General features: G+C 62.4%; 20 protein-coding genes. 3 read left to right on the forward strand and 17 right to left on the reverse strand.

Translation table 11 applies throughout. The features are described from left to right. Nucleotides 1-15 precede the first annotated feature (15 nt). The 4 genes from ACPWMG_RS13320 to ACPWMG_RS13335 all read right to left on the reverse strand — a co-directional run bounded on the left by ACPWMG_RS13320 (nt 16) and on the right by ACPWMG_RS13335 (nt 4,749). Nucleotides 16-1,215, reverse strand: a complete 1,200-nt coding sequence (locus ACPWMG_RS13320) for a DUF3734 domain-containing protein (RefSeq protein ID WP_483305116.1) — start codon at nt 1,213-1,215, stop codon at nt 16-18. A gap of 208 nt (nt 1,216-1,423) precedes the next feature. Beyond that, nucleotides 1,424-2,437 carry a Bug family tripartite tricarboxylate transporter substrate binding protein gene (locus tag ACPWMG_RS13325; RefSeq protein ID WP_483305117.1) on the reverse strand — a complete coding sequence of 338 codons (1,014 nt, stop codon included), beginning with the start codon at nt 2,435-2,437 and terminating at the stop codon, nt 1,424-1,426. 85 nt (nt 2,438-2,522) lie between these two features. Next, nucleotides 2,523-3,482, reverse strand: coding sequence for a 2-hydroxyacid dehydrogenase (locus ACPWMG_RS13330; protein WP_483305118.1), 960 nt, complete (start codon nt 3,480-3,482; stop codon nt 2,523-2,525). A 70-nt stretch (nt 3,483-3,552) separates the two neighbouring features. Further along, nucleotides 3,553-4,749 (reverse strand): mandelate racemase/muconate lactonizing enzyme family protein, encoded by a 1,197-nt coding sequence (locus tag ACPWMG_RS13335; protein ID WP_483305119.1) that lies wholly within the window; start codon nt 4,747-4,749, stop codon nt 3,553-3,555. Between the two features lie 135 nt (nt 4,750-4,884). Here ACPWMG_RS13335 and ACPWMG_RS13340 point away from each other — a divergent pair, with 135 nt between their 5' ends. Then, entirely contained in the window at nt 4,885-5,619 is a 735-nt protein-coding gene (locus ACPWMG_RS13340; protein ID WP_483305120.1) for a FadR/GntR family transcriptional regulator, read from the forward strand. Between the two features lie 22 nt (nt 5,620-5,641). Here the strand turns inward: ACPWMG_RS13340 and ACPWMG_RS13345 are convergent, their stop codons facing one another. The 9 genes from ACPWMG_RS13345 to ACPWMG_RS13385 all read right to left on the reverse strand — a co-directional run bounded on the left by ACPWMG_RS13345 (nt 5,642) and on the right by ACPWMG_RS13385 (nt 15,420). Beyond that, a complete protein-coding gene (locus ACPWMG_RS13345) occupies nt 5,642-6,022 on the reverse strand; it encodes a response regulator (protein WP_483305121.1) in 381 nt (126 codons plus the stop codon). After that, a complete protein-coding gene (locus ACPWMG_RS13350) occupies nt 6,019-6,516 on the reverse strand; it encodes a GAF domain-containing protein (protein WP_483305122.1) in 498 nt (165 codons plus the stop codon). Before ACPWMG_RS13350 ends, ACPWMG_RS13345 begins: the two co-directional genes overlap by 4 nt. 49 nt (nt 6,517-6,565) lie before the next feature. Then, nucleotides 6,566-8,050 carry a chemotaxis protein CheW gene (locus tag ACPWMG_RS13355; protein ID WP_483305123.1) on the reverse strand — a complete coding sequence of 495 codons (1,485 nt, stop codon included), beginning with the start codon at nt 8,048-8,050 and terminating at the stop codon, nt 6,566-6,568. Beyond that, on the reverse strand, nt 8,047-9,777 hold the full coding sequence (locus ACPWMG_RS13360; protein WP_483305124.1) for a methyl-accepting chemotaxis protein: 1,731 nt from the start codon (nt 9,775-9,777) through the stop codon (nt 8,047-8,049). The genes ACPWMG_RS13355 and ACPWMG_RS13360 overlap by 4 nt, the downstream gene beginning before the upstream one ends. Before the next feature lie 155 nt (nt 9,778-9,932). Then, nucleotides 9,933-10,529 carry a Csu type fimbrial protein gene (locus ACPWMG_RS13365; RefSeq protein ID WP_483305125.1) on the reverse strand — a complete coding sequence of 199 codons (597 nt, stop codon included), beginning with the start codon at nt 10,527-10,529 and terminating at the stop codon, nt 9,933-9,935. A 159-nt stretch (nt 10,530-10,688) separates the two neighbouring features. Then, nucleotides 10,689-12,560, reverse strand: a complete 1,872-nt coding sequence (locus ACPWMG_RS13370; RefSeq protein WP_483305126.1) for a putative bifunctional diguanylate cyclase/phosphodiesterase — start codon at nt 12,558-12,560, stop codon at nt 10,689-10,691. Nucleotides 12,561-12,736: 176 nt separating this feature from the next. Next, nucleotides 12,737-13,684: an AraC family transcriptional regulator gene (locus tag ACPWMG_RS13375; protein ID WP_483305127.1), complete on the reverse strand. Its 948-nt coding sequence runs from the start codon at nt 13,682-13,684 to the stop codon at nt 12,737-12,739. A gap of 37 nt (nt 13,685-13,721) precedes the next feature. Next, nucleotides 13,722-14,735 carry an aldo/keto reductase gene (locus ACPWMG_RS13380; protein WP_483305128.1) on the reverse strand — a complete coding sequence of 338 codons (1,014 nt, stop codon included), beginning with the start codon at nt 14,733-14,735 and terminating at the stop codon, nt 13,722-13,724. A gap of 37 nt (nt 14,736-14,772) precedes the next feature. Continuing rightward, complete coding sequence (locus tag ACPWMG_RS13385; protein ID WP_483305129.1) at nt 14,773-15,420, reverse strand: glutathione S-transferase family protein; 648 nt, start codon at nt 15,418-15,420, stop codon at nt 14,773-14,775. 158 nt (nt 15,421-15,578) lie between these two features. On the opposite strand from ACPWMG_RS13385, the gene ACPWMG_RS13390 reads away from it, so the two are divergent. Beyond that, nucleotides 15,579-16,496, forward strand: a complete 918-nt coding sequence (locus ACPWMG_RS13390; protein WP_483305130.1) for a LysR family transcriptional regulator — start codon at nt 15,579-15,581, stop codon at nt 16,494-16,496. 39 nt (nt 16,497-16,535) lie between these two features. Here ACPWMG_RS13390 and ACPWMG_RS13395 read toward each other — a convergent pair whose 3' ends face one another. Together ACPWMG_RS13395 and ACPWMG_RS13400 are read right to left on the reverse strand one after the other, a co-directional pair. After that, on the reverse strand, nt 16,536-17,318 hold the full coding sequence (locus ACPWMG_RS13395) for an SDR family oxidoreductase (protein ID WP_483305131.1): 783 nt from the start codon (nt 17,316-17,318) through the stop codon (nt 16,536-16,538). 53 nt (nt 17,319-17,371) lie between these two features. Beyond that, nucleotides 17,372-18,235, reverse strand: coding sequence for a response regulator transcription factor (locus ACPWMG_RS13400; RefSeq protein ID WP_483305132.1), 864 nt, complete (start codon nt 18,233-18,235; stop codon nt 17,372-17,374). Nucleotides 18,236-18,492: 257 nt separating this feature from the next. Here ACPWMG_RS13400 and ACPWMG_RS13405 point away from each other — a divergent pair, with 257 nt between their 5' ends. Then, nucleotides 18,493-19,947 carry an MFS transporter gene (locus ACPWMG_RS13405; protein ID WP_483305133.1) on the forward strand — a complete coding sequence of 485 codons (1,455 nt, stop codon included), beginning with the start codon at nt 18,493-18,495 and terminating at the stop codon, nt 19,945-19,947. Here the strand turns inward: ACPWMG_RS13405 and ACPWMG_RS13410 are convergent. Continuing rightward, nucleotides 19,940-22,867: an ATP-binding protein gene (locus tag ACPWMG_RS13410; protein ID WP_483305134.1), complete on the reverse strand. Its 2,928-nt coding sequence runs from the start codon at nt 22,865-22,867 to the stop codon at nt 19,940-19,942. The two genes, ACPWMG_RS13405 and ACPWMG_RS13410, sit on opposite strands and share 8 nt — an antisense overlap. After that, nucleotides 22,860-25,748: an ATP-binding protein gene (locus tag ACPWMG_RS13415; protein ID WP_483305135.1), complete on the reverse strand. Its 2,889-nt coding sequence runs from the start codon at nt 25,746-25,748 to the stop codon at nt 22,860-22,862. Before ACPWMG_RS13415 ends, ACPWMG_RS13410 begins: the two co-directional genes overlap by 8 nt. Nucleotides 25,749-25,843: the final 95 nt, after the last annotated feature.

Below are 25,843 nucleotides of genomic sequence, written 5' to 3' on the forward strand. Positions count from 1 at the left end.
AAACGGGAAATCTATTCAGTCGCTGGGATGGTCGGCGTTCAGGTCGAACACCCGCACGCCAGAGAGTGCCGGGCTGCGTTGCGTCCAGCGCGGATCATGCAAGGTATGCGCCATATCGGCACGGCCACTTTGCCAGTGCTCGCGCATCGACAGGCTGGAAAATTCGTAATCTTTCGACTGGCTTTCGTAGTGCCGGGTGCGGTAGATCAGGTGCACCACGTCGATGGACGAGGTGGTGCAGTGGATGCGCGACAGGGTTTGCACGTCGGGGTCGTTGGCCAGCTCGGGCGGTAGTTTGGCGAGCAGTCGTTTGGTGGCTTGCGCCACCACCTGCCAGTCCATGCTGGTGTCGGTATTCAGCCGCGTGCGGCTAGAAAAACGAATGTCTTTTTCGCGGCCAGACACTTCAATCAGGTTGGTGGGCATGTTGCCGTTGGACGCAAACAAGTCCACTTGCAACACGGTGCGATGCCCTGCGCCGGGCTCATCCAGCACATATTGGAGTGGTGTGTTAGACACCAGGCCTCCGTCCCAATAGTGTTCACCGTCGATCTCCACTGGCGCAAAGCCCGGGGGCAGCGCGCCGCTGGCCATGATGTGGCGGGCATCGATCTTTTGCTTGCCGGAATCGAAGTACTGAAAATTGCCGTTGCGCACGTTCACCGCGCCGATCGACAGCCGGATCGGGCCGTTGTTGATCAGGTCAAAGTCCACCAGGCGTTCCAAGGTTTCACGCAGCGGCCCGGTATCGTAGTAGCTGATGGCGCCGTCGGTTCCTGGCGGCTGCATGGGGGCTGGCGGAATGCGTGGCTTGAAGAAACCCGGCACGCCCCAGGTCATGACTTGCGAGGCACTGAACTCGTTCAAGGTTTCGCGCCAGAACTTGTCGATCGCAAAAAAGGGCGAGGGCAGCCCTGAGCTGACCAAGTTCCAAAACTCCTGCAGGCGCGCCAGGCGCTGTTCTGGCGGGTTGCCCACGATCAACGCCGCGTTGATGGCGCCAATCGAAATACCCGCCACCCAATGCAAGGGCTGGCCGGTTTCATGCAACGCCTCGTACACACCCGCCTGGTAGGCGCCGAGTGCCCCGCCGCCTTGCAGCACCAGAATATTTTGCGAGGTTTGTGGGGTTGCTGGGGCGCCAGTGTGGCCGTTTGTTTTGCGGGAAGGTCCAGCTTTGGTTCCTGCCGAGGGTGGGTGACGTGAAAGGGTCATGCGGGCACTCGTATCAGGGTAGTCGGAAGGAAGTCGGAAAAATGACTCCCAAGAATACGCCACAGATGTGAAGTGTTCGCATAGCCTTGGTGCGAAGTGGCTGCGAAATGTTTCGTCAACAGGCTATGTCTTCGCGCAAACCCAAGCACTTAGGCCAGGGCTGCGAGAGGCACGACGGCTTGAAAAGCGGTGCCCCTCGGCCCGCGTGTTACTCCGCCTTGATGTTGTGGTCCTTCACCACCTTGCCCCAGCGCACGGTTTCGGTCTGCATCCATTCTGCGATTTGCTGACGGCTCATGTCCGTGGGCTCCGAGCCGAGTTCTTGCAGCCGCTTGGTCACGTCGGGGCGCGCCACAATGCGCTGCACGGCGGCCTGCAGTTTGTCGAGTATGGCGGGCGGTGTGCCGGCCGGGGCCAGCAGACCTTGCCAGGAACCGGTGACGAAGTTCGGAATCTGCGAGGCCACCGTGGGTACGCCCGGCGTGGCCGCAAAGGGCTTGGCGCTGGTCACGGCAATGGCCTTGATCTTGCCGCCCTGCACCAGTGGGTTGGTCGCCAGCACACTGGCCATGGCAGTGTCGATCTGGCCGCCCGCCAGGTCGGTCAAGGCCTGGGCGCCGCCTTTGTAGCCAATCACGTTGAACTCAAAACCTTTGTCCTGCGCCAGCAGAATGCCCGCCAGTTGGCTGATGGAGGCCAGCGGTGTGCCGAAGCTCACCGGCTTGCCGCTTTTCTTCTGATAGGCGGCGAGTTCGTCGATGTTCTTCACGGGCAAGTCTTGGCGCACCACCAGCAGGTGCGGCGAGTAGGCGGGAATGGCAATCGGCGCCAGGTCTTTGAGCGGGTTGTAGCTGAGCTGCATCACGCTGGGGCCGATGGTCAAACCCGACATGTCGAGCAGCAGCAGGTTGTAGCCGTCGGGTGCGGATTTGGCCACGTAAGCGGCACCGATCTGGCTGTTGCCACCGGCCTTGTTTTCCACCAGCACCGGCTGCTTGAAAGCATCGCCAAACTCCTTGGCCAGCAAGCGCGCCAGCACGTCTGAGGTGCCGCCCGGTGGGTTGGGCACGATGATGCGAATGGGCTTGTTGGGATAGGCGGCGGCATCCTGCGCATGGGCCGCGAGCGATGTGCCGGCCAGCAGCGCCATGGCGGCAAGGCCGACGGCAGCGCGCCGCCCGAGGCTGGGTGTGAAAGTGGTGTTGCGTTTGGCTGATGGCATGCTTGTCTCCTGTGGATTGATATTCGAAAGCTGGTGCTGTGTTGCCTGTGCGCCTGTGCACTTGTTCAGGCCACGTCAGGCCAATTCAAGGCGCCTGGTAGATCACGTTGTTCAGCGCCAGCCCCTGCTGCAGCCGCTGGATGTTGTTGGCCATGAAGGCGTAGCGCCGGTCGAGCAGGGCCGGTGTGATCGCCGAGATGTGCGGCGTGGCGCGCACGTTGGGCAGTTCATGCAGCGGCCAGCGTGACGGCGGCACGGGGCTCTGGCCCTTCTTCGGGTATTGGTACCAAACGTCGAGCACGGCCCGGCCCAGGCGTTTGGTGTTCAAGGCCTCATAAAGTGCCTGCTCGTCCACCACCTCGGCACGCGCCACGTTCACCAGCAGGGCTCCGGCGGGAAGCAAAGCCAATTGGCGTGCACCGATCAGCCCGCGTGTGCCGTCGTCCAACGGGCAGCAGATCACCAGAGTATGAGCACGTGGCAGCACTGCATCCAAAGCCGAACTGGCCACGGTTTCATGCGCCAGGTCGGCCGCGCCAGGTTTGCCGCTACGCGTGATGGCGATCACGTGCATGCCAAAAGCGCGTGCCCGGCGTGCGATCTCCTGGCCGATATGGCCAAAGCCGACGATGGCCAGCGTTTTGCCATGGGCTTCGTCGTGCTGGGCGCGTTGTGCGTACGACTGCGCCCAGGCCTCGGCGTCAAGGCGCGGCGGGTACTGCCAAAGCTGCAGGGCGTGCTCCAGGATGGCGTGCAGCGTGAACTCGGCAATCGGCACTTCGTGGCCGTGTACGTTGCACACCGTGGTGCCCGTTGGCAGGGCCTGGGTGGCAATCTGCTCAGCGCCGGCACCGGGCACGTGTACCAGGCGGCAACGCAAGCGCGCGGCTTCTTCAGCGCTCAGGCTGTTGCTGATGACCACATCGGCCTGGATCTCGCCCGCTGCGGGAAAGCTTTCGAGCGCCTGCACCTCGTGCTCGGGCCCGAGCAGCGCACGCAGGCGTGGCGCGTTGGGGGCGTGCAGCCCCACGATCTTGATCAACATGGAAAGTAGTCCTGTGAAGTAACGAATGAAGGCGTGAAAGCGTCGGTAGCTGGGCGTGGCTTGGTGTCGCTCAGCGGCTCTCGCGCACGATGATTCCGGGCTGCTGTTTGAAGCTGTCTTGCAGGCGCGTGCCCAGGCCTGACGCAACCGGCGGTTGGGCCATGCCTTCGGTGATCACCGGCAGGTGGGTCACGATGTCGCGGTACCAGGTGGCGAGGGTGGCGCGCACCACCTCCTGGTAGATGGCCGTGGGCGCGTGCAGTGCCATGTGCAGGCCGGCCATCAGCGTGACCGGGCCGGTGCAATCGTGTGGCGCCAGTGGACGGTTGTAGGCCTGCGCCAGCGCGGCGATCTTGCGCCCTTCGGTGAAGCCGCCGCACCAGGCCAGGTCGAGCATTACCACATCAAGGGCATCGGCCGCCAGCAGGTCGCGGAACGGGCGCAGGCCGCCCAAGGTTTCGCTGCCGCAAATCTGCACGCGGGTGCGGCGGCGCAGATCGGCCAGGCCTGCCGGGTCGTCCATCTTGCACAGCGGGTCTTCCACCCAGAAGACGTTGTAGTCTTCCAGTGCCTGGCAGATGCGCAGTGCCGAGTGGCCGCCAAACAGGCTGTGCAGTTCGCACATCACCTCAATTTTGTTGCCCACGGCTTCGCGGATCAGCCGGAAAGGCTCCAGGCCTTTCTCTAAATCCGGCAGCGTGATCAGGTGGCCGTTGCTGGCAGGCGCGTAGATGTCGAACGGCCAGATCTTCATGGCCTTGTAGCCTTCAGACAGCAGGCTCTTGGCCAGCGCCCCGGCGTCGCGCATGAAGGCCACCTGGTCGTCGTAGGGGCCGTCGGCCTGGTCGGACGCGCCAATGTCGCGGCGTTTGCCGTTGGTGTTGAAGCTGTAGCCCGCGCAGGTGTTGTAGACCGGCACCTCCGGGCGCGCACCGCCGCCCAGCGCCTGGTAGATCGGCACGCCCTGGCGTTGGCCGGCCAAGTCCCACAGCGCGATGTCGACCGCGCTGGCCGAGCGCACTTCCACCCCCGAGCTGTTGTAGCCCACATAGGGTGTGAGCAGATGGCGCGAGATGCCTTCCATGTGGCGCGCGTCGCGCCCCAGCAGCCAGGGCGCGAGTTCTTCGTGCAGGCAGGTTTCGACCGAAGCGGCGCCGCGAAAGGTTTCGCCCAGGCCGACCAGGCCGTCACTGGTTTCCAGCTCCAGCCAGATCAGGCTGGGCCGGTCTGGCAAGCGATAGGTACGGAGGCATTGGATGCTTGACATTGTTTACAGCTTTTTATATCTTTGGATGAAATCTCGAATTTTTAGATGCGAATCAGACTTGCATTGGTGTGTTGCACGAGTATCGGCGGCATCGAAAATGCGGCTTTCCCTGTTTACCCTGTAAATTGCTGTGATATGAAAATCATCGTTTCTACTGAAGCTCCTCTTGCGCCAAAGGCAGAGCGGCTGTTGGGCGACAAGGCCTACGAGGATTTGATGCAGTTGTTTGGCACGCCCGGCTTTGAGCCGCGCGCAAGGTTGCCCGGTGAAACGGCGCTGTCGCAGCGCCTGGGGGTGTCACGGCCCGTGCTGCGGCAGGCGCTCGCCCGGCTGCGCGACGAGGGGCGCATTTATGCGCGCAAAGGCTCGGGCACTTATGTCACTGATGCGCTGCCGCAGGCCAACCCCATCTCGCTGAGCACGCTGGAGAACATTGCGGACATTCGCGCCTTTTTGGAGTTCCGCTGTTTTGTCGAGGGCGAGGCCGCCGCACGCGCGGCGCTGATGCGAACGCCCGAACAGATGGACCAGGTGCGTTGGTGCCGTGAACGTTTTGACCAGGCCTTGGCCGAGGGTAGCGACGCCATTCAAGAAGACATCGCGTTCCATGATGCCGTGGCCCAAGCCTGTGGCAACCGCTTCTTCAGCATGACGATGTCGGCCCTGGCGCCGCAAACCCGATTCAGCATCGGACTGTCGCGCAGCCTGGCGGGTCGGCCGCAAGGTGAACGGCGGGTGGGCGTGTGCCAAGAGCACGCGGCCATCGCGCAAGCGCTGGAGCAGCAGGATGCAGAGGCTGCGCGGCAAGCCATGGCGTCACACCTGCACGGCGGCATTACCCGGTTGTTTGGGACCGGGCCTGGAGCCTAGGCACAGTGCTGAGCTGCAGCGTTTATGCGGCCGCTTCGCGAATCAACTGCAGCAGGTCGCCGATCTTGAAGGGCTTACCCAGCACATGCCGCACGCCAACCTCTTGCAGGTGGCGCGCCAGGTCGGGTGGCGCAAGGGCTGCGGTCACGATCACCAGCGCATCCGGCCGGCTGGCAAACTTGCCCATGCGCAGGTCCCCCAGCAGCGCCAGCGCCGGCGTACCCTGCTGAAAATCGATGACCAGGCCCTGGTAGATCTCGCTTGTCAGCAAGGTGCGGGCACGTTCGAGATTGTTCGCTTCATGGAAGTCGACCACGCCCAGATTGCGTGCCACCGTGACGATGGTGCGCCGCAAGACAAACTGCGGCTCGACCAGAAGAAGACGAGGCAGTGGGGTGTTCATTCTTCTTCTCCGTGGCCTGCAAGGGTTTCGTTGACGAGGCCACGCAGGGCATCCAGGATGGACAGATCCATGGGCCCGAACTTGCGTGGCACCACATCGATGACACAGAGCGTGCCGATGCGGTGGCCTGTGGGGCCGCTCAAAGGGGCCCCAGCGTAGAAGCGGATATGCGGCTCTCCCGCCACAATCGGGTTGTCGGCAAAGCGCGGGTCGCGGCTGGCGTCTTCGATCACAAACAACTCGGGCGACATGATGGCATGACCGCAAAAAGAGATGTCGCGACGGGTCTCCACCAGGTCCACACCGAAGCGTGATTTGAACCACTGGCGCTCATCATCCACCAGGGTCACCATGGCCACGGGCATGCCGAGTTGCTCGGCCGCAAATCGGACCACGCGGTCGAAGCGCTCTTCTGGTGGGGTGTCCAGCAGCATCAGGTCGTGCAGGGCACGTAGCCGATCGCTTTCATCGAAGGGGATGGGGGCAGGCGTCATCGTGACTCCAAGGTGGGGGAAGTAAGGGCATAAAAAAGACGCAAAGCACTCAACTCAGCAGGTGTGCCATCTCGGCCAGATCCACCACAACGAGACTGGTCTGGTGAGAGGGCCCCGGCACGTTGATCAAGCTGAACTCGCCCATCGTGCCCATGCGCACGCCACTGCGTTGCGCGCTGTGGGCCGGCAGCCAATCGCTCAGGCTCTTGATGGCAATACCCAGTGGTGGCGAATCGTCGTCGTTCGCTTTCACCAGCACCGCCAGGCGCGCGCTGTCCTCTGCGGCAGGTTTGCTGTCAGGTTTGCCAATGGCAGGTAGCTTGACAACGCTGATGGTCTGGCCACGCCAGGCCATCACGGCGCGTTGCTCCGAGCGCAAGTCCTGGATGGTCTGTTCAGACAGCTCCACCACGCCGACAACGCCGGTCACCGGCGAGGCATAACGTTGGTCTGCGTCGAACACGATGTAGGGCGTGGACTCGGCCGCATTCATCTGGTTGGACACCACGCTTGACTTCGCCGCCGGGGTGTTGAGGCTGATGGCGGCTTCGGGTGTCAGTTGAAAAAGCTTGGCTGGGTCCAGAACACGCAATTTGCCCAGGCCTGGCCACATGGTGATGCCGGCCAACAACGGGTCGTTTGGGGTGCTGGTTGCGGCATCCTTTGCCAGATCCACAAACTGTTTGCAAGCCGTGACGGTGAGGCCCAGGCGCATCGGCCCATGGCTCAGCAGCACCATCCATGGCGCCTCTTGGGCGCTGGCCGCTCGCCGGTCTGCGCTGATGTCGACCAGCGGCAACTTTCGGTCCTGCCACTGGCAGATGGCCCAACTGCGCTCGGTGCGGCCCAGCGCGAGTTCGATGCCTGGCACGGGCACCACTTGCTCGATGGCTTGCACTGGCACGGCCCAAAGTTCCGAGCCGATCTGGAAAACTGCATGGCGCTGCGTTTGTACTGCCTGGTGTTGGGTTGCGGAATCGGCCGCATCGGCTGCGTGGGGCGAAAGGTTTTGCACGTCCGCTTCGGCGCACCAGATTTGGCTCAGGTGCATCAGCCGCGCTACTTCCAGAACACACAGCGTGGGGCAATGGGCCGTAGCGGGAACAACAGACTCAAACAACTCGTCGGCGTCTGACACCTGGTGCACGCGTCGCACTGCGCCTGGCGCGACCATCTTGACGCCCAGGACCGCGTCCACGCGGATGCCGATCCAGTTGCCATGGTGTTGCAGCAGAAGGAGCCTTCGTTGCGCGGCCTCAGTGTCTTCTTCCTCTTTTTCATCCAGGGGCACCCAGCGACCGAGGCTGACGATGGGCACCGCACCACCTTCTGCATTGACTACGCCCAGCAGCGCGCCGGCTTGGCGGCGCGGCAACAGCGTGAGACCTTGCAGCGGCAGCGCCTGGCGCACCTGCGCAATCGGCACGGCAATGTTACAGCCGCCTACGCGCACATGGACATGCGGCCCGCCGTTGGGCACCACGGCAGATTGCGCTGAGGCCGTGTGCCAAGTGTGTGCCGTGGTGGTGTTCATGCGGCGGCGAGTGTGTTGTCTTGCCCCTGCAGATCGTCCAGCAGTTTGGCAACGTCCTGCGTGGAGTCTTCTTGCTCAAGGGTGGCGCTGCGGATCTCGCTGATGGAACGGGTGGTGTTCTCCACCGCGCCCAGAATGCGCGAAAGTGCAGCATCAACGTCTTCGGACAGGCGGCTGCCTTCCGCCACGCGGCTCACGGTCTGGTTGATCAGCTTGGCGATTTCGCGTGCGGCGAGAGAGGATTTCTCGGCCAGCTTGCGCACTTCGTCGGCCACCACAGAGAAGCCGATGCCGTGCTCACCCGCGCGCGCAGCCTCGATGGCGGCGTTAAAAGCCAGCAAGTGGGTTTGGCTGGAGATGTCGCTGATGGTGTCGACAATCTCATGGATATCGGCCGAGGAGCGTTCGATGGCGATGATGGCGTCGCGGGAGCGGCGCACAAGTTGGCTTCCGTCGCCGGCTTCACGCTGCGTTTGTTCGGCCAGTTCGGTGGAGCGCTCGGTGCCGCGTGCCAGACGTTTGATCGATTGGCTCATGGCTTGCAGCACCTTGGTGATCTCTTTCACCTTTTGCGCTACGGCTTGTTCGCGCAGTACCAGCGCGGTCACGTCGATGGCGTACTTCACCACTTTGTAAGGGCGTCCATCGACGTTGAGGATGGGGTTATAGGTGGCTTGAATCCACACCTCGGCCTGGTGTTTGCCAATGCGCCGGTATCTGGCGCTCTGGAACTTGCCTTCTCCCAGGTCGGCCCAGAAGTCTCGGTAGACCTGGCTCTGCGCGAGGCCGGGTTCGCAAAACATGCTGTGGTGCTGGCCCTGAATTTCAGTCAAGGTGTAGCCCATGGTGCGCAGGAAGTTGGCGTTGGCCATCAATACATTGCCCTGCATATCAAATTCGATGACGGCCTGCGACAAGCCAATGGCGTCGAGTTTTCCTTTGGTTTCGACAGACGCATTCATCTCATGGGTGATGTCGGTGGCGAACTTCACCACCTTGGTCGGTTTGCCCGTCGTGTCCAGAATCGGGTTGTAAGACGCCTGGATCCAGACCTCATTGCCGCTCTTGGTCAGACGGCGATAGCGCCCGGCACTGAATTCACCACGGCCCAGCTGGTCCCAAAAACTGGCGTACTCCGCCGAATTTGCAAACTTGGGCTCGCAGAAGATACGGTGGTGTTGGCCTACGATTTCGTCCAGCGTATAGCCCAAGGTGCTCAGAAAGTTGTCGTTCGCCCAGAGGATGCGGCCGTGCATATCAAACTCGATGACGGCCTGCACTTTGTGGATCGCTGCGATCTTGCCCAGGGAGTCGGCCTGCTGCTTGCGCTGGTCTGTCACGTCGGTGGCCAGCTTGACGACCCCGACCGTACGGCCCTTGTCATCCCGCACCGGGTTGTATGAGGCTTGTAGCCAAAGAGGTTTGCCCGACTTGCTGACGCGCAGGAACACATCTTCGCGCACCTCTCCGGCACGCAAGGCGTCCCACATGTCGCGGTAGGCGTCGGTGCTGGTGATCTCGGGCGGGCAGAAAATGCGGTGATGCTGGCCTTGAACTTCGTCGGCGCTGTAACCCAGCAAGTCGAGAAACAGCGCATTCGCGCGCAACACCCGCCCCTCAAGGTCAAACTCCACCACGGCCTGGACTTGTTCCAGCGCCGCTAACAAGGCCGCCGTGCGCGCCTCTTCATGGAGAGACGCAGGCAAGAGCTTGATCGAAGCATTCATGAGAAAAGATTCCTTTTGGAGTGCTAGGCCTTTCTCAGCGGCTTCGCGGAGTATTCACGGGGCTGATATCAAAGGATGCTGAGTGTCCTGTTGTCGTCAAACGAGAGGCTTAAATAAGGGGCAGGGTTCGGGCGCGTGCTGCCCTGTGCGCGGCGTTACCAGCTCAGGGTCACTTGCAGGGTGTCGACGTAGGTACCAGACGTCATACCGTTGGTGCTGGTCTTGTTGATGCGGCCATAAACCGGCAGGTTCACAGCGGCGCCGGTACCGGGCAAGGTCACGCCCAAAGCGGTGGCGTTGGCGGGGTAGGCGGTGGTCAAGGCGGCGTCGCTGTAGACCTCATAAGGCAGGTAGCTGGTGCCCAGCTTCATGGCGCGTGAGCCGGTGCCGATGCTGCCACCTTGGCCGGCGTTGTTGCCGCCGCTGACCGACACGGTCAAGGCCGTCACATCAGGAGAGCAGACGATTTGCGTGGCACCTGCGCCGCCCACACCACCGGTGGCGTTGGCGGTCAACACACCGGTGAAGGTGCTGGGCTGTGAACCGAAGTCCAGCGTACCCAGGTTCACACCGCTGCTGCCGGCGCCAGAGGCACCGCTGATGTAGCAACCGGCTTGCAACACCATCTTGGCGTTCAACTGGCCGGCCATGTTGCCGGCGGCTTGTGCGCCGAAAGAAGTCAAACCAAAGCCGAGAGCAAGAACAGCAGCGGCAGCGGCGGAAATCTTGGTGGTCTTGGCGGTGGTTTTCATGTCCATCTTTCGGTGTGTTGCGATGGAATGAATTGTGGTTTTTAACGCCCAAAAGATCGTGGCGTAAACGTGAACTTCGGATCCTTGGCTTGTGCTGCCGTGCCGGGTGCCGGCAAGGCCGTCTCGAAAAGGCCTGTGCGGCGGCAGAGAAAGCCACGCCTAAAAGGTCAACTGCAGGATGGCCAGGGCATTGGCCCGCGCCGAGGCGCGGCGCGAAACTACCGCGGCTCTAGGCGATTCTTGCGCTGAGTGGCGTCCCAGCAGCTTGACCAGCTCTGATTCCTGTAGCGGGCGGCTGAGAAAGTAACCCTGCATCAGGTGGCAGCCGCTGTGGGTCAGCATCTCCACTTGACTGCGCGTTTCCACCCCTTCGGCCAACACCTGCAACCTGAGACTGGAGGCCATGGTGATGATGGCCCGGGTGATGGACGCAGACTCTGCACCCGCTGCCACGTCAGGAACCAGAGCGCGGTCGATTTTCAAGACATCAATCGGCAATTGGCGCAACTGCCCCAAGGACGAGTAGCCCGCGCCGAAATCGTCGAGCGCGATGGTAATGCCCTCGTCACGCAACGAGGCCAGCAGCGCACGCACATGCGCTACGTTTTCCATCAGCGCGCTTTCAGTGATCTCCAACACCAGGCGTTCAGGCGGCAAGCCTGTGTCAGCCAGGATGGCCATCACAGTCGCCGGAAAGTCCCAGCCTTGCAGTTGCCGAGGCGAGACGTTGACCGACACATGCAGGCCGCAAAAACCAGCCATTTGCCAGCGCACGGCGGCTTCACAAGCTTGGCGTAGAACCCAGGCACCGATCGGCACGATGAGCCCCGAATCTTCGGCGACGGGGATGAATTGATCGGGCGGCACCAGGCCATGTTCAGGGTGTTGCCAGCGCACCAGCGCTTCGGCTCCGGTGACTTGGTTGGTTCTGGCGTTCCATTGCGGCTGGTAGTACACCACCAGCTCTCCGCGCGGCACTGCATCGTGTAGATCGGACAGCAGAAAGAGCCGAGAGAAATCGGATGAAGGGGCTGGCGGCACAAAAGGGCTGACACTGCCTGGCCCCTGCAGCTTGGCATAACACAACGCCGTCTCGGCCTGTTGCAGCAAAGCCTGTGCTTCGTCGGGCTTGGCTTGCGGCAGATGGACTTCGGTCACACCGCCGCAAAAGCTCATGTACAAGGTGCGCCCCTGGATGGTGATCGGCGTGTCTAGCCGCTGCTGGGCAGTGCGTGCCATGGCTTGAGCGGCGTTCAGCGGCGCGGGGATCAAGACCGCAAATACATCGCAGCCAAGCCGCGCGGCTGTTGCCTCGGCGCCAAACGCTTCGCGCAAACGTTGCGCAAACGAACGCAGCACCAGATCGCCGGCCGAGGGGCCCAAGGCTTCGTTGACCCAGTTCAACCGATCCAGACCCAAGGCCAGAAGACTGAACGTGCCAGCTTTGGGGCTATCGCACGCCAAGCGGTCTTTGATGCTGCAGACAAAGCTTTGCCGGTTGGGCAGGCCCGTCAAACAATCGTGCGTGGCCAGGTAGGTGCTGCGCGTCTGCGCCAACACCCTCTCGGTGATGTTGCGGCCGGAGAGCAGCACGGCGGCTACCTTGCCATCGTCTGCCAACAGGGGCATGAACATGATGTCGAGCGTCAGGGTGCGCCCTTTCTGGGCGATGGCGTCGATGTCGAAGCGCGAGGTTTCGCCCCGCAGCGCACGGTGGAAGGCATCGTGGATCTGCCCACGTGCTGCCGGCGATGAAGGCCACCACGCGGCGTCCACCATGGGGTACCCCAGCAAGCCATCGCGGGGGTATCCCAAAGCTTCCAGGGCCGGGCGGTTGACGTAGGTCAGCGTGCCCTCCAGCGAGACGGTGCCGAGCAAGATGTCTGGGCTCAATCGGTCCATCATTTTTTGCAACTGCTTTTCCACCAATCGGCCGACGGGCGCAGCGCCTGGCGCCGGGCCGGCGCACTGGAGGGGCAGGATTTCGGCCAGTTTACGGATCAACTGGGCGGGTAGGGCATGCATCTTCATTCGCTTGAAAACTCCTGGGCAAACTTCGACGGCTGATCCGGGTTCTAACGCCCTGCGGGACACCACAGATTGAGACCCGGTGCGTGTTCAGATTGTCCGAAAAGAGGGGGCTGGCGAATTGCAGGTTCGACCGAACTTGGTGCAGAAAACTCCAAAGTTCATAACCGGCAGGTGCATCACGAAGCGTGCAGGCTGCCAGAGAAATGACCGCGCTGGCGCGACGCGTCCTGGATCGGCGGCGCGCCAAACAGGCGTTTGTACTCGCGGTGAAATTGCGAGAGGTTGTCGTAGCCCACGGTGGACGCCACCACGCGCACATCACTGCCCCGCCGGATCAGCAGTTGGCGCGCCTCCACCAAACGCAAGCGCTTCTGGAACTGCAGCGGGCTGAGTGTGGTGGCACCCTTAAAGTGCTGGTGCAGCGACGACGTGCTCATGTTGACATGCGCCGCCAGTTCTTCAATGCGAAACGAGGTGTCGTAGCGCGCTTTGATCCAGTCAATGGCCTTGGACACCTTGGACGTGCGGCTCTCTGTGGTCAGCGCATGGCGCAGGCGCATGCCCTGGTGGCTCATCAGCACGCGGTAGATGATTTCTTTCTCGAGTAGCGGGCCGAGCATGGCGATGTGTTTGGGCGTGTCGAGCAAGCGCGCCAGGCGGTACACGGCGTCCAGCACTTCCAGGGGCAACGGGCCTACGCTGATTTCCAGCCCCGCAGGAGCTTCGTCGGGCGGCGGCAGTTCGCTCAGCCCCACCAAGTCGGCCACCAGCTTCATGTCGATCTCAAAGGCTACACACAACGCTGGTTGCTCAGGGGTGGCAACGTCAACCCGTCCGGAAGCTGGCATATCCACCAAACTCAGCAAACAATGCTGCGGGTCGTAGCGGTAAGACGAGTTGCCCACCGTCACCGTTTTGCTGCCGCGCAGCGAAAAGATGAGCGCCACCTTGGTGAATTGGCACTCGCTTTGGGACGGTGCCGTGTAGCGGAAAAAGGTCAAAGAGGGAATGGCCGACTGCATCTCGCCACTGCCCGAGGTGTGGCGTTGGACGAGGTTGGCAAACTCGTCCAGCAGCGCCTCTCGAGTTAACGGATCAGATGGCGCATGAACCGAAACAACCATGGCAATTCCCCCACAAACCGCACTGGCTAGAACGGTATCACGCCCCGCCGGGGAGTGGTGCGGCCGGATGCACCAGGGCCGCCTTTCGGAGTTCGCGCCAGAAGTCGACGGGCACCACCTCGTTCAGCGCGGCCCGGTCTTCGGCAATACGGCTGGGTTGGCTGGCGCCCGGAATGACCGCCGCCACGCCCGGGTGGGCCAGCGAAAACTGCAGACCGGCGGCCTTCATGCTGAGGCCATAGCGGTCGGCAATCGATTTGATGTGCGCCACCTTGGCCAGGATCTCTGGCTTGGCAGGCGCATATTCAAAATTCGGGCCGCCCACCAGCGCGCCAGAGCTGTACGGCCCGCCCACCACAATGCCCAAACCACGCACCACCACTTCGGGCAGCACGCGCTGCAAGGCGCGGTCGTGGTCTAGCAATGTGTAGCGGCCGGCCAGCAGAAAGCCGTCGGGACGCGGCGCGTCCAGCGCCAGCAGCAGCTCAATCGGCTCGACGCGGTTGACGCCCAGCCCCCAGGCTTTGATGACACCTTCGTCGCGCAAACGGTCGAGTGCCTTGAAAGCGCCTTTGCGCGCGCTCTCAAATTGGCCCAGCCATTCGTCGCCATAAAAGTCCTGCGCCACGTCATGCACCCAGACGATGTCGATGTGGTCGGTCTTCAGGCGTTTGAGGCTGTCTTCGATGGAGCGCAGGGTGGCGTCTTCCGAGTAATCGTTGACGATGCGGTTGGGCCGGCCATGCTGGAACACACTGCCTTTTTCGCCCAGGTCACGCGTACTCACATCTTCCACTTCATCGAGGATGAGGCGGCCCACCTTGGTGCTGATGACGTAGTCGCTGCGTGGCTTGGCGGCCAGCGCCTCGCCCATGCGGATTTCGGCCAGCCCCGCACCGTAGAACGGCGCGTTGTCGAAATAACGAATGCCGTCGTTCCACGCGGCTTCTACCGTCGCCTGTGCTTCGGCCTCGGGAATGTCGCGGAACATATTGCCCAGTGGGGCCGTACCAAAACCCAGTTGGCCAGGAAGAATGTCTTTGAGAGCCATGGTTCTATCCTTTGTGAGAGCAGTGTGGTGCAGCGATTTACTCGGCTGTGGCAGGTGTGCCGAAGGTGGGCAGCGGGTTCGGCGTGATGATGCCTTTTTGCACCGCTTCGCGGGCCAGCATGCGGTCAAACCATGCTTTCAACTTGGGATAGGCATCGATGGGGAAATGCATTTGCACAGCAGTCCAGATCCAGCCCATGAAAGCAATGTCCACAATCGAATATTCATCGCCCAGGAACCAGGGCTTGCCTTCCTGCAGGATGCCTTCGACAACGCCGGTCAAGCGCTCGGCCTCGTTGCGGTAACGCGTGATGGCATAAGGCACCTTCTCTGGCGAGAACAAGGTGAACCAGGCGCGCTGGCCAAACATCGGGCCCACGCCCGAGGCCTGGAAGAACAGCAGTTCCAGTGCGCGCTGGCGCAGCTTGGCGTCGGTGGGCAACAGCTTGCCGGTTTTCTCGGCCAGGTACAGCAGGATGGCGTTCGACTCCGAGATCGTCAGGCCGGTTTCGTCGTCCACGATGACCGGCACCTTGCCGTTGGGGTTCACAGCCAGAAACTCTGGCGACTGGCCCGCGCCTTGCCAGATCTCCACCACGTTGATCTGATGGGCTAGGCCAAGCTCCAACAGAGCGATTGAAACCTTGTGGGGATTGGGGGCGCCGTAGGCATAAAAAGTGATCATGAAATTCTCCTGATGAGGGGTTGGGTCAAAGTGGCGAGTGGTGTCGTCAGCTTCAAAACAACCTGGGAACCATTCGCTGGGGTGAATGATGCGAGCCCACCAGTTATTAATCCAATTTACTATTTGAATTTCAGATATTCATTCAACATAATGACTGGATGCGGTACGACCTGAATCTATTGCCGGTGTTCATCACCTTGATGGAAGAGCGCAGCGTGACCCGCGCGGCGGAGCGCCTGGGCATTACCCAACCGGCGCTGTCGAACGCCTTGAACCGGCTGCGCGACTTGCTGCACGACCCGCTGTTCATCCGCGAACGTTATGGCATGCAGCCCACACAAAAAGCCGAGGCGTTAGCGCCGTTGATTGCGGCCGCGCTGGCCAGCTTGGACGAGGTGATCGTCGGGCAGCAAGACTTTGAACCGGCCAAGGCGAATCAGCTCATCACCATTGCGCCAAACAGCTATGTGGAATTGGTGCTGGTACCTGCCGTGGTGGCGAAGTTGAGCGAGGTGGCGCCCGGCATCCGGTTGCGCTGCACACCTTACGGTAGCGACCTGGCCGATACCGGTGTGATCTCGGGCACCACGGCGATGGCGCTGGGGCGTTTTGCGGACCCGCCAGACAACCTGGTAGTGCAGCATTTGATGGACGACGGCCTGGCGTGCATCGTGCGAGCCGACCATCCGCAGGTCGATCAGAAGATTTCAAAACGCCAGTTTGAGCAACTCAAACACGTCAACGTATTGCCTGCCGGGCGGCTGCGTGTGGGCTTGTTTCAAGCGCTGCAGCGCACGAATTTGAAGCGCGACGTGGTGGTGTCGGTCGCCCACTTTCTGGCCATACCGGAGGTGGTGGCGGTGACCGACTACTGCGCCACCTTGCCCAGTTTGATATGCCGGCATCTGGCCAGTGACCCGAGGCTGAAAGTGATTCCTACGCCGGTTGACCTGGGTACTTTTCCGGTGGAGATGGCCTGGCATGCGCGTTACCGCCACGACCCGGCGCACCGCTGGTTGCGCGGCTTGATCACCGATGTGGCCAAGGAGCTTCCGCGTGCCAATGCACCGCGCTGATGGCCTGCGTCCGCAAGGTGTTGGCAGATGTGCCGCCGTTCAGTTGGCCTGACGGGTTGGCATGATGGTCACCTGCTGCAGGTTGACATGCTTGGGCAGAGCGACAGTGAAGGCAATGGTTTCGGCGATGTCTTCGCCGTGTAGCCAGTCGATTGTTTTGCGGGTGCTCTCCAGCCAATCGATGGCGCCCTGGTCGGCGAAATGGCTTTGTAATTCGGTGGCGACGATGCCTGGCTCCAGCATCGACACCCGCACATCGCTGGCCCCCAATTCCACGCGCAGGTGGCGTGACAGGTGGCTGGTGGCAGCTTTGGTGGCGCTGTAGACCGCAAAGTTGGGGTAAACGTTCTGCGCGGCGATGGACGAGATGTTGACCAGATCGGCGGGGCAGCCTTCTTTTGCCGCCTCCAGCAGAGACGGCACAAATGCTCCGATGATGCGCAACGCGGCCGTCACGTTGAGCGAAATCATGTGCTCCCAGTCTTGTTTACGGACCTCTGCAATGGGTGCAGGCAGCATTACGCCCGCGTTGTTTACCACCAGATTGACAATGCCAAACTCTGCGGTCACAACCTTCACCGCATCGTCCACCGACTTCTGATCGGTGATGTCCACCGCAATACCGATGGCATGTCCGCCGGCGGCGGCAATGCGAGCGACATGCTGATCCAGCAGATGCTGACGCCGGGCCAACAGTGCGACTTTGGCGCCCCTCGCCGCCAGCACGCGTGCAGTGGCCGCGCCTATGCCGCTGGAGGCCCCCGTGACCACGGCGACGCGGTTGCTGAGAGGCGCAAGGTAAGGTGGGGGGAGCTTTGTCATGTTGACGTCCTGGGTTGGGTTCTGGGCCGAATCTCCGGTTGGGGCTCAGCGGCTTAGTTCATCAACGCGCCGTACCTTGGCAGGGCGCGGTGTCGCATGTGCAGGGGCTGGGCTGGCGGTGTGACAGGCATCGCCGCCGGGACGAGGGAAGGCATGGAGAAGGCCGGACTCAGCAGCCCACGCTGCTGCGCCACCATCGCAACCTCGGTGCGGCTCTTGGCGCCCAACTTTTCAAAGATGGTTTTCAGGTGCGATTTCACCGTGCCGACCGCAATGTCCAGCTCATGAGCCACGACTTTGTTGCAGTGGCCTAGGGCGACGAGCCGCAGCACATCGGTCTCGCGGCTCGTCAAGGCGGTGCAGGCGACGCTATCTGCCAGGCGGCGCGCCGCCCGCTGCCCGATGTGCCGCAGGCCGGTGTCCAGGGCGCGCACCGCCTCGGCCACTTCTGCCAGTTCGCAGCCGAGGGAGATGTAGCCGCGCACACCCAGCTCCAGGGCGTGGCGAATGTCCCATTCGTTTTCGCGCGGCGTGACGATGAGCACCTGCGGTGCGGCGCCTTGGGTTTGATTCGATTTTTGCCGGGCCTGGGGGCCTGCATTTGCGATCAACGCCAGGCCTTGCTCGTAGTCTGTCACCACGATGGTTGCGCGGGCATGCGCAGACGACGCGGTATTGCCCATCGCACGTTCGATCCCGCCGCCATCCCTGGGCGGCGACGGAAGCAGTTCGAACTCGGGCGAATCTTCCAGCGCAGCGCGCAGGCCGGCGCAAACCAGGGGCTCGGCAAACCGCACCTGAACTTTGATGGCCGGTTTTCGGCCCGATGGGGTGGTGCGGCTGGTCGCGCAAGCTGTGGCGCAGGTCGCGGTGGAGGTCGCGCTGTGGGAATGAAGGTGGCTTGTATGCGTGTTCATGCTCGTATTCCGCAAGTGATGTTGCCTTGTGAGTCGACCGACTGGTGGGAACCGGAGCGCTGTGGCGCCGGTGACCGAAATACTCGTTCAAAGCCCGCGAATGCAACAGTGAATGCATGTGAATTCCGTGCACGCCGAGAACCGGCATGGGGTGTGAATCTGTGTGATTTTTTTGCTTCACATCGCGCGCAACGCGTGGGAGCAGTTATGTTCGGAGACAACAAGGTAGCCGCATTGGCTTCAAGGGGGAACAGGGGATGCTGCATCAGTTGGAAGCCGCCGAAGCAGGGCGGAGAACCTTGGACATGGTGGCCGCGGGAGCGACCGGGGCCGCCAGGCCGATGGAGACGGCGGGCGACGTCTCGGCACGGATGGACCGTCTGCCCATCACCACCTTGCACATGGCGGCGGTCATTCTGTGCGCGCTGGGCTTCATGTTTGATCTGCTGGAGATTGCACTCGGCAGCGTGCTGTCGGCAGTGTTTTCAACGCCACCGAACACCGTGCCGTCGGAGCAACTGTCGTTCTTGCTGTCGGCGGTTTACATCGGTGCCATCGTCGGGGCCCCGGCGCTTGGCTGGTGGGCGGACCGGTACGGCCGGCGCAACACCTTGATCGCCATGTTATTGTGGCTGGCGCTGACCTCGCTGGCCGCAGCCTTCAGCGAAGGGGTGACCTCGCTGACGGTGTACCGCATTCTGGGGGGCCTGGCCTTGGGCGCCTACCCGCCGATCATGATCGCCTTTCTTACCGATATCTTGCCGCCGAATCGGCGCGGCATGATGATCTTTGTGACCGTGGGGATTGCCTCTCTGGGCCCGGTTTTGGGCATCTTTGTGGTGCGGGCGCTGACGCCTTTGCAACCGTTTGGACTGGAGGCCTGGCGCTGGGGCTTTCTGCTCGGCGGGCTGGGCTCTGCCGTCTTTGGTCTTTTGTTTCGCGCTTTGCCCGAGTCGCCACGCTGGCTGCAGGCCAAGGGCCGGCAGGCACAGGCAGATGCGGCATGCCGTGCCTTCGAAAACGCCAGAGTACTTCTGATTGAAAAGGGACTGGCCCTTGACAAGTCGGCGCCAACTGCAGCAACGACAACAGCGGCAGCCGCGTCAAAAAAAGAACTGCCCGACGCGTCTCCTCAGACAGCACTGTCGGGTACAAAGCGTTGGTCGCTTGTGGGCGCTTTGTTCCTGCTAAGCCCCTGGTCTACCGTGGCGTTTCCGCTCCTCACGGGCGCGATCCTCACGCAAAAGGGATTCAAACTGTCGGACACGTTGCTCTACGTTGGGTTCTCCAGTTTCGGCCCGCTGGTGGGGGCGCTGTTGGCTTCAACCATCGTCGACCGCGTGGAGCGGCGCCTGCTACTCGCCTTGTGTGCCGCGGCCATGTTGGCTGCAGGCGCAGGTTTTATCGCATCGGACACACCGGGCTGGTTGATCTTTACCAGTGTGGCCTTCAGCCTGGCGGGCTTTCTTTACGTCTCGACCGTGAACGTCTACGGGGCAGAGCTTTTCCCAACGCACACACGCGCCGCGTCGATCGCGGGGGCGTGGGCGCTGAATCGCTTCGGTGCAGCAGTGGCGCCGTTTGTCTTGCTACCGCTGCTGCGCACAGGCGGCACGAACGCCATGTTTGCCGTCATCGCGGCCACCTTGGCGGCCAGCATTGTGCTGTTGGCGTTTGGCCCGCCGGGGCAGCAAAGGCGGGCCCTCAAATAAGGCGCAGCCTGGTTGGACTGTTGACGCGAGGTGCACGGAGCTCGGCCAGCAGTTTCTGCGCATCGCGCACGTCGGCGTTGGCCAGGCCTTCGGTGAATCGCTCGCAAACATCGGCCAATTGGTCGCGGGCTTCCGAAGCGCGGCCTTGGGATTGCAGCAAGCGGGCCAGACTGATGGCCGAGCGCAACTGCCATGACAGGGCGCGCTGTTCACCTGCCATGGCCAGTGCTTGGTGAAAGAACTCTTCTGCGCGCGCTGGCTCCGCGGGCGCTTGCGTTCGAACGGCTTCGCCTTGCAAGCGCAGCACTTCAGGGCCACACCAGCCTACCATCGCGCTGCGCACACGCACCACGTTGTCCGGGCCGAACAGGCGTGGGCTGAAGGTGCACAAGTGGTCGCGCAAATTGGCCTCGAACGCACCATGCTGCAGCAGTGCTTGTGCGACCGGAGGGGTTGCCGAAGAGGCGTCCGCCGGCTGGGGAAAATCCGCAAGCCGCAATGCGAGTACCTGCTGGTAGCAGCGCGCCCAATGCTGCCAATAGGCAAGCGAATGGCGCGCGGCAAGTTCATCCAGGCTGCTGACCAGCGCCTGGCATTGCGCATCGCGCCCGTTCCACAATGCAATCGGCAATGCACACATGGCCAGCGCCTGGCATTGTGCAATCGCGGTGTCGCTCTGCGCGTGCAATAGGCAATCTTTGACAATGAGATCGGCCTGGTCAGCCAGCCCCTGCATCCACAAGATGCGTGCTTGCAGAATGCGCATGGAAACCCGCTGGTCTACTGGAGAAGGGTTGTAGGCCAGCGGGATCTTGCGCCAACTGTTCTCCAACACGTTTTGCGCCAGCGTTTGCGCACTTGCATGCTGTCCCATGAAATGTTGCGCCTGTGCCTGCATGCGCTCCGCAATCATGATGGCGACCGGGTCGCCACTTTGGTGTGCCGCCTTGTGGGCACGCCCGGCCGACACCATGGCTTCGGAAAAATGGGCCGCCATGAGTGAGGCATGGTTGAGTGACCCGAGCGCAATGATCTGGTCGCGCGGCCCAATGCCGGCGTCGGGGAGATCCAATATTTGTTCGAGCGACCTGTAGAGAGGAGAGTCTTGCGATTCCACCCTTTGCCCCATGCTGCCGATGTAAGCCTTGAGGGTGATCTCCACCAGATACTGCCGGGGCGTGGCGTGCAGCAAGGCGTTGAGGGCGCGTTGGACGTGGTCCTTGAACTCGGCGTCTAGACTCAATTGGCGTGCCAGTGAGAAGCTGGCAAAAATCAACGCAATGCCCAGTGGCTCGTCGCCATCGGATGAAAAAGACCATTCCAGGGCTTTGCGGATGTCATCGATCCATGGGCCATACCGTGCCAACCAGTCTGCTCGCGGCATGGCCTCCCATTCGGCTTGGGCGATGCCCAGCAGATGCCGAAGATACTCTGCATGGCGGCGGCAGAGCGCCATGTATTCGGCATCGGCTCCGAGTTTTTCGCGGGCGTAGGCGCGCGTGGTGTCCAGCAGGCGCAGGCTACCGTTGGAGGCATGGGCCACCAGTGATTTGTCTACCAGGCTCAACACCGCGTCCGTGATTTCAACGGTATGGCTCTGCGCATCAGCCGCGACCGCCGTGGCGGCGTCCAGCGTGAAGTTGCCGCGAAACGCGGAGAGCCTGCGCAGCACGCGTTTTTCAGGCGCCGCCAGCAAGTCATGGCTCCAGTCCAGCATGGCCGCCAATGTCTTGTGCCGAGGTGGTGCGGTGCGGCGTGTGCCGGTCAACGACAACAAGCGGCCTTCGACCTGGCTGGTCAAGCCGATCACTCCCAATTGCGCGACCCGCGCTGCCGCAATTTCGATGGCCAACGGAATGCCGTCCAACCGCCGGCAGAGTGCCGCGATGGGGCCGATGTCGCTTTCGCGGAACACATAGCCGGCGTTGCCAGTGTTGGCCGCTGTGGCGCGCTCGACAAACAACTGCACGGCCGGGGAGGCCATTGCGTCTGTGGTGCTTTGGGCGGCTTCGCCCGCCGCCGGTAAGCCCATCGGAGACAACCTGTGCAGCCATTCACCGCGTGCCAGAAGCGGCTCGCGGCTGGTGGCCAACACATGCACGCTGCCGGTGGCTTGCAACACAGCCTCCGCCACTGCAGCGGCGGAGTCGACCACGTGTTCACAACTGTCCAGAACGATCAACATCTGTTTGTCACGCACAAAGGCCGCCAGCCCACCTAGCGTGTTCTGCGCGCTCAACGCCAGGCCCAGCGCCGAAGCCACCGCCGTAGGTACCAGCCGCGCGTCGCCAAGGGGCGCGAGGTCCACGATGTAGACCCCATCGTGGTACGCCGGTGCCATCTGTGTGGCTAGGGCCCGGGCCACCGTGGTCTTGCCCATGCCACCGGCGCCCACAATGGTGACGAAGCGTTGCTGCGGTAGCTGCCGCGCCAACCGCGCGATCACGGCCTCGCGGCCGATGATGTGGGACGCACGCCCCGCAGAGTGTTGCAAGCGCTGGTCGCGCGGCTTGGCCAGCAGTGCAAGCGGCGGTTGAGAGGGCGTTTGCCCTTTTGTTTGTCCTTCTGTTGGTGCAGGGGCGACGAAGGCAAAGCCCTCCCCAGGGTAGTGGGCCACGTAGAAGCCCTGTGGCACACATTCGGCCATGACGGTGTTGATGCTGGCCGCGTGCGCCAGCAACTGCGTTGTGGGGTCTGGCGTTGCCTTGATCTGCGGTGCAACGGTTTGCAGCTTCTTCCACAACACATCCGCCGTGACGATGGTGCCTGGCTGCGCCCATAACACGGCAAGAAGTTGAAGTGCCGCTGTATCCAACGCCAAAGCCCTGCCATGAAACAGTAGTTGCAGTGGCGAGGGCGACAGAGCGAACGGGCCAACCGCCTCCGTCCGTGCGGACAGGGTGGGCGACGTGTCAGGCACGTTGCGCCTTTCGTTGGTCGCGTGGCTGTGCCACCAAGTCGTTCAACAATGCGCGCGCAGTGACAAGGTCCGTGGTGTCCAGGCCTTCCGTAAAGCGCGCGTAGACGGACGACAGCACATCAGCGGCTTGCGCCTTTTGCCCCTGGCTTTGCCACAGGCGAGCCATGCTGAGGGCCGCACGCAATTCCCAGGCGAGTGCATTTTGCTGCCGCGCGGTTTGCAACGAGCGCATGAAAAATGACTCTGCCGCTGCAGAAGTTTCTGTATCTGAATTGCGGCGCTGGCGGAGCAGGTTTTCTCCTTGTGCGCGCAGGATTTCTGGCGCGTTCCAGCCAACTTGTCCGCTTTCGACTCTGGCCAGGCTGAGGGGTGTCACCATCTCCTGCGCCTGCGTGCCGATCATGTCCAAGGCCATGGGGCTGACCGGAGCCGTCCAGTCCGCGAGCATGAGCGCCACTGCAGAGGTGTCGTTCGGATGCTTTCGCAAGGTGAGGATGATGCTGTAGTTCTCAGCCCACGCATGCCAGAAACTCAATGTGTGGCGTTTGGCTTGGGTACGCAGTGCCTCGACCAGATCACCTGCTCTTTGCAGATCGCCCCGCCACAGCGCAATGGGGATTGCCGCCAATGCAAGGGCCATGCACATGGTGTGGGGATTGACGCCGGCGGCTTCCTCAAGACACCCCGCCGCGAGCTGGGCGGCCTTGTCTCCCCGTCCTTCGATCCAGCAAATCCGGGCCAACAGAATGCCCATGCTGACCGTCCGGGGTGTCCAGCCCGCGTAACGGCGAAGCAGATACGTGACGGGGTATTCCAGGGCCTGGTGCGCCAACTGCCAGGCTTCGCGGTGGTGTCCCATGTAGTGCCGGCTCATGGCGAGAAAACGGTCGGACAGAAGCATCGCACCAGACTCTGAGGGGTGTGTGGCCAATGTCGCCACGCGTCCGGCCAGATCCGCGAGCGCCACGTAGTCGCCGCCACTAAAGGCATTGGCACACAGCGAATGCATCAAATAGACCATGTGCCGTGGTGAGCCCGTCTGCACCGCGAGTTCCATGGTGTGGTCCAAGGTTCGGGCGGGCTGGCGTGGCTGGCCGCTGGTTTGCGCGGTGATGAAATACAGCGCCACATAGAGGCGCAACTCGAGTTCGGGCTGAGGTGTCGCGAGTTGGTGGATGTGCAGGAGCGCGGTGTCAACGTATTGACGAGACTCGTCATACAGCGAAAGCTCCAACATGAGATCTGTCGCCGCAGTTGCGAGAGACACGCCAAGAAGCACGTTGCCAACAGGCGAGAACGCCCACTGAAGACCTGCACGCACGTCATCTATCGCCCGCGTGTACTGGGCCAGCCAGTCGTGAATCGGCGTGATGTCGTAGTCGGCTCGTGCCTGCTCCAGCAAGGCGTGAAAGTACTCGGCATGCCGCTCGAAAAGTTGATTCTGTTCATCGCTGGCTTGCAGGCGCTCTTTGGCGTAGGTATGCGTGATGTACAGCAACCTGTGGCAGTTGGCCTGCGCGGTCGAGTCGACTGCCACCAACGAGCGGGCGCACAGGCTCAGCACGCTCTCCATCACCATGGGCGGACTGATGCGGTCACAGGCACAGACGCGGCACGCGGACTCCAGCGTGAAGCCTGTTCGGAACACCGAGAGGCGGCGCAGAACCACCTGCTCGGGGTCGCTCAACAGTTCGTGGCTCCAGTCGATGAGCGCTTGCAGTGTGCGATGCCGTGGCAAGGCTGTGCGGCGGCCGCGTGTCAGCAGGCGGAAGACATCTTCCAGATGTGTGACCAGCCCCTGAACACCCAGGCTGTCGACCCGGGCTGCAGCCAATTCGATTGCCAGCGGCATGCCGTCGAGCTGGCGGCACAACTGGCGAACGACGGGCAAATTGTGCTCCGACAGGGCAAAGCCGTGCGCGTTGGCCGAGGCCCGTTCGACAAAAAGCTCCACCGCAGCAAACGTCAGGGCTTGGGTTGGGCTGAGGGGCTCTGCCGCCGTCGGCAGGTCAAGCGATGGCAGACGGTGGACCCACTCGCCATCGGCCTGCAGCGGTTCGCGGCTGGTGGTCAGGATGTGTACGCCCGGCGCAGCGCGCAAGACTTGCTCGACCAGCAATGCCGCCGCATCGATCACGTGTTCGCAGTTGTCGAGGACAATGAGGCGATGGCTGTCTGCCAAAAACGCCGCCAGGGCCGGCCAGGGGTTCAGGGGCGGTAACGACGTGCCAATGACGGTTGCCAGCGCTGCCGGGACGAGTGCTGCATCGGTCACCGGGGTCAGGTCCACCAACCATGCGCCATGCGGGTAGGCGCCAAGGTGTTCGCGTGCCACCGCCAGTGCCACCGTGGTTTTGCCCATGCCGCCCGGTCCCACGATGGACACCAGGCGGTGTTTTTCCAGCTTGGCGCCCAAGGCGGTGATGACGTCCGCCCGGCCAATCGCGCGCGTCAAGCGGACGGGGAGGTTGTGGTTGAGATGCAGGCGGAAGTAACTGCTGGCGGCGGGCGGCATGGCCCTAGGCGCCCCACCGGCAGGTATTGGCGGCGCAATCGGCACGTATGTCACCGGTGTCACAAAACAATAGCCACGGCTGGGCTGGTTGCTGATGTAGCGCCTGTCGCCCAGGCCGTCACCGAGTGCCTTGCGCAGGGCTGAGATGTGCACGCGCAGGCTGGTTTCTTCGACCACCGAGTGGGGCCAGACACGCGCCTCCAGCGTTTCTCGGCTCAAGGTTTCGCCAGCGTTTTCCACCAGTGCGATCAGCAACTCCAGTGCGCGGCTGCCGAGCCGCACCGGCCGGTTGTCCTCCAACAACAGCTTTTGCGTGCGATGGAGCACAAATGGACCAAACGCGATCGCCATTTCTGGCGCGCGCACCGTGTAGTTCCCTTCACTTATGGGAGTGACCTGCTGCAATGGAGTTCGCCCTGCGTTTTGAGGCCGGACACAAGCACCAGCCGTTAACCCAGCAT

The organism is Hydrophilobacter chitinilyticus, assembly GCF_049860745.1.
In the GTDB taxonomy this organism is placed as follows: Bacteria; Pseudomonadota; Gammaproteobacteria; order Burkholderiales; family Burkholderiaceae_C; genus Rhodoferax_B.

Bases quoted from the DNA above. Each gene is read 5' to 3' on its own strand.
- ACPWMG_RS13405 (WP_483305133.1), top strand. From the start codon at position 18,493: ATGCTGCATCAGTTGGAAGCCGCCGAAGCAGGGCGGAGAACCTTGGAC.
- ACPWMG_RS13365 (WP_483305125.1), bottom strand. From the start codon at position 10,529: ATGAAAACCACCGCCAAGACCACCAAGATTTCCGCCGCTGCCGCTGCT.
- ACPWMG_RS13325 (WP_483305117.1), bottom strand. From the start codon at position 2,437: ATGCCATCAGCCAAACGCAACACCACTTTCACACCCAGCCTCGGGCGG.
- ACPWMG_RS13355 (WP_483305123.1), bottom strand. From the start codon at position 8,050: ATGAACACCACCACGGCACACACTTGGCACACGGCCTCAGCGCAATCT.
- ACPWMG_RS13330 (WP_483305118.1), bottom strand. From the start codon at position 3,482: ATGTTGATCAAGATCGTGGGGCTGCACGCCCCCAACGCGCCACGCCTG.
- ACPWMG_RS13350 (WP_483305122.1), bottom strand. From the start codon at position 6,516: ATGACGCCTGCCCCCATCCCCTTCGATGAAAGCGATCGGCTACGTGCC.
- ACPWMG_RS13395 (WP_483305131.1), bottom strand. From the start codon at position 17,318: ATGACAAAGCTCCCCCCACCTTACCTTGCGCCTCTCAGCAACCGCGTC.
- ACPWMG_RS13370 (WP_483305126.1), bottom strand. From the start codon at position 12,560: ATGAAGATGCATGCCCTACCCGCCCAGTTGATCCGTAAACTGGCCGAA.
- ACPWMG_RS13320 (WP_483305116.1), bottom strand. From the start codon at position 1,215: ATGACCCTTTCACGTCACCCACCCTCGGCAGGAACCAAAGCTGGACCT.
- ACPWMG_RS13335 (WP_483305119.1), bottom strand. From the start codon at position 4,749: ATGTCAAGCATCCAATGCCTCCGTACCTATCGCTTGCCAGACCGGCCC.
- ACPWMG_RS13345 (WP_483305121.1), bottom strand. From the start codon at position 6,022: ATGAACACCCCACTGCCTCGTCTTCTTCTGGTCGAGCCGCAGTTTGTC.
- ACPWMG_RS13380 (WP_483305128.1), bottom strand. From the start codon at position 14,735: ATGGCTCTCAAAGACATTCTTCCTGGCCAACTGGGTTTTGGTACGGCC.
- ACPWMG_RS13400 (WP_483305132.1), bottom strand. From the start codon at position 18,235: ATGAACACGCATACAAGCCACCTTCATTCCCACAGCGCGACCTCCACC.
- ACPWMG_RS13385 (WP_483305129.1), bottom strand. From the start codon at position 15,420: ATGATCACTTTTTATGCCTACGGCGCCCCCAATCCCCACAAGGTTTCA.
- ACPWMG_RS13375 (WP_483305127.1), bottom strand. From the start codon at position 13,684: ATGGTTGTTTCGGTTCATGCGCCATCTGATCCGTTAACTCGAGAGGCG.
- ACPWMG_RS13340 (WP_483305120.1), top strand. From the start codon at position 4,885: ATGAAAATCATCGTTTCTACTGAAGCTCCTCTTGCGCCAAAGGCAGAG.
- ACPWMG_RS13360 (WP_483305124.1), bottom strand. From the start codon at position 9,777: ATGAATGCTTCGATCAAGCTCTTGCCTGCGTCTCTCCATGAAGAGGCG.
- ACPWMG_RS13390 (WP_483305130.1), top strand. From the start codon at position 15,579: ATGCGGTACGACCTGAATCTATTGCCGGTGTTCATCACCTTGATGGAA.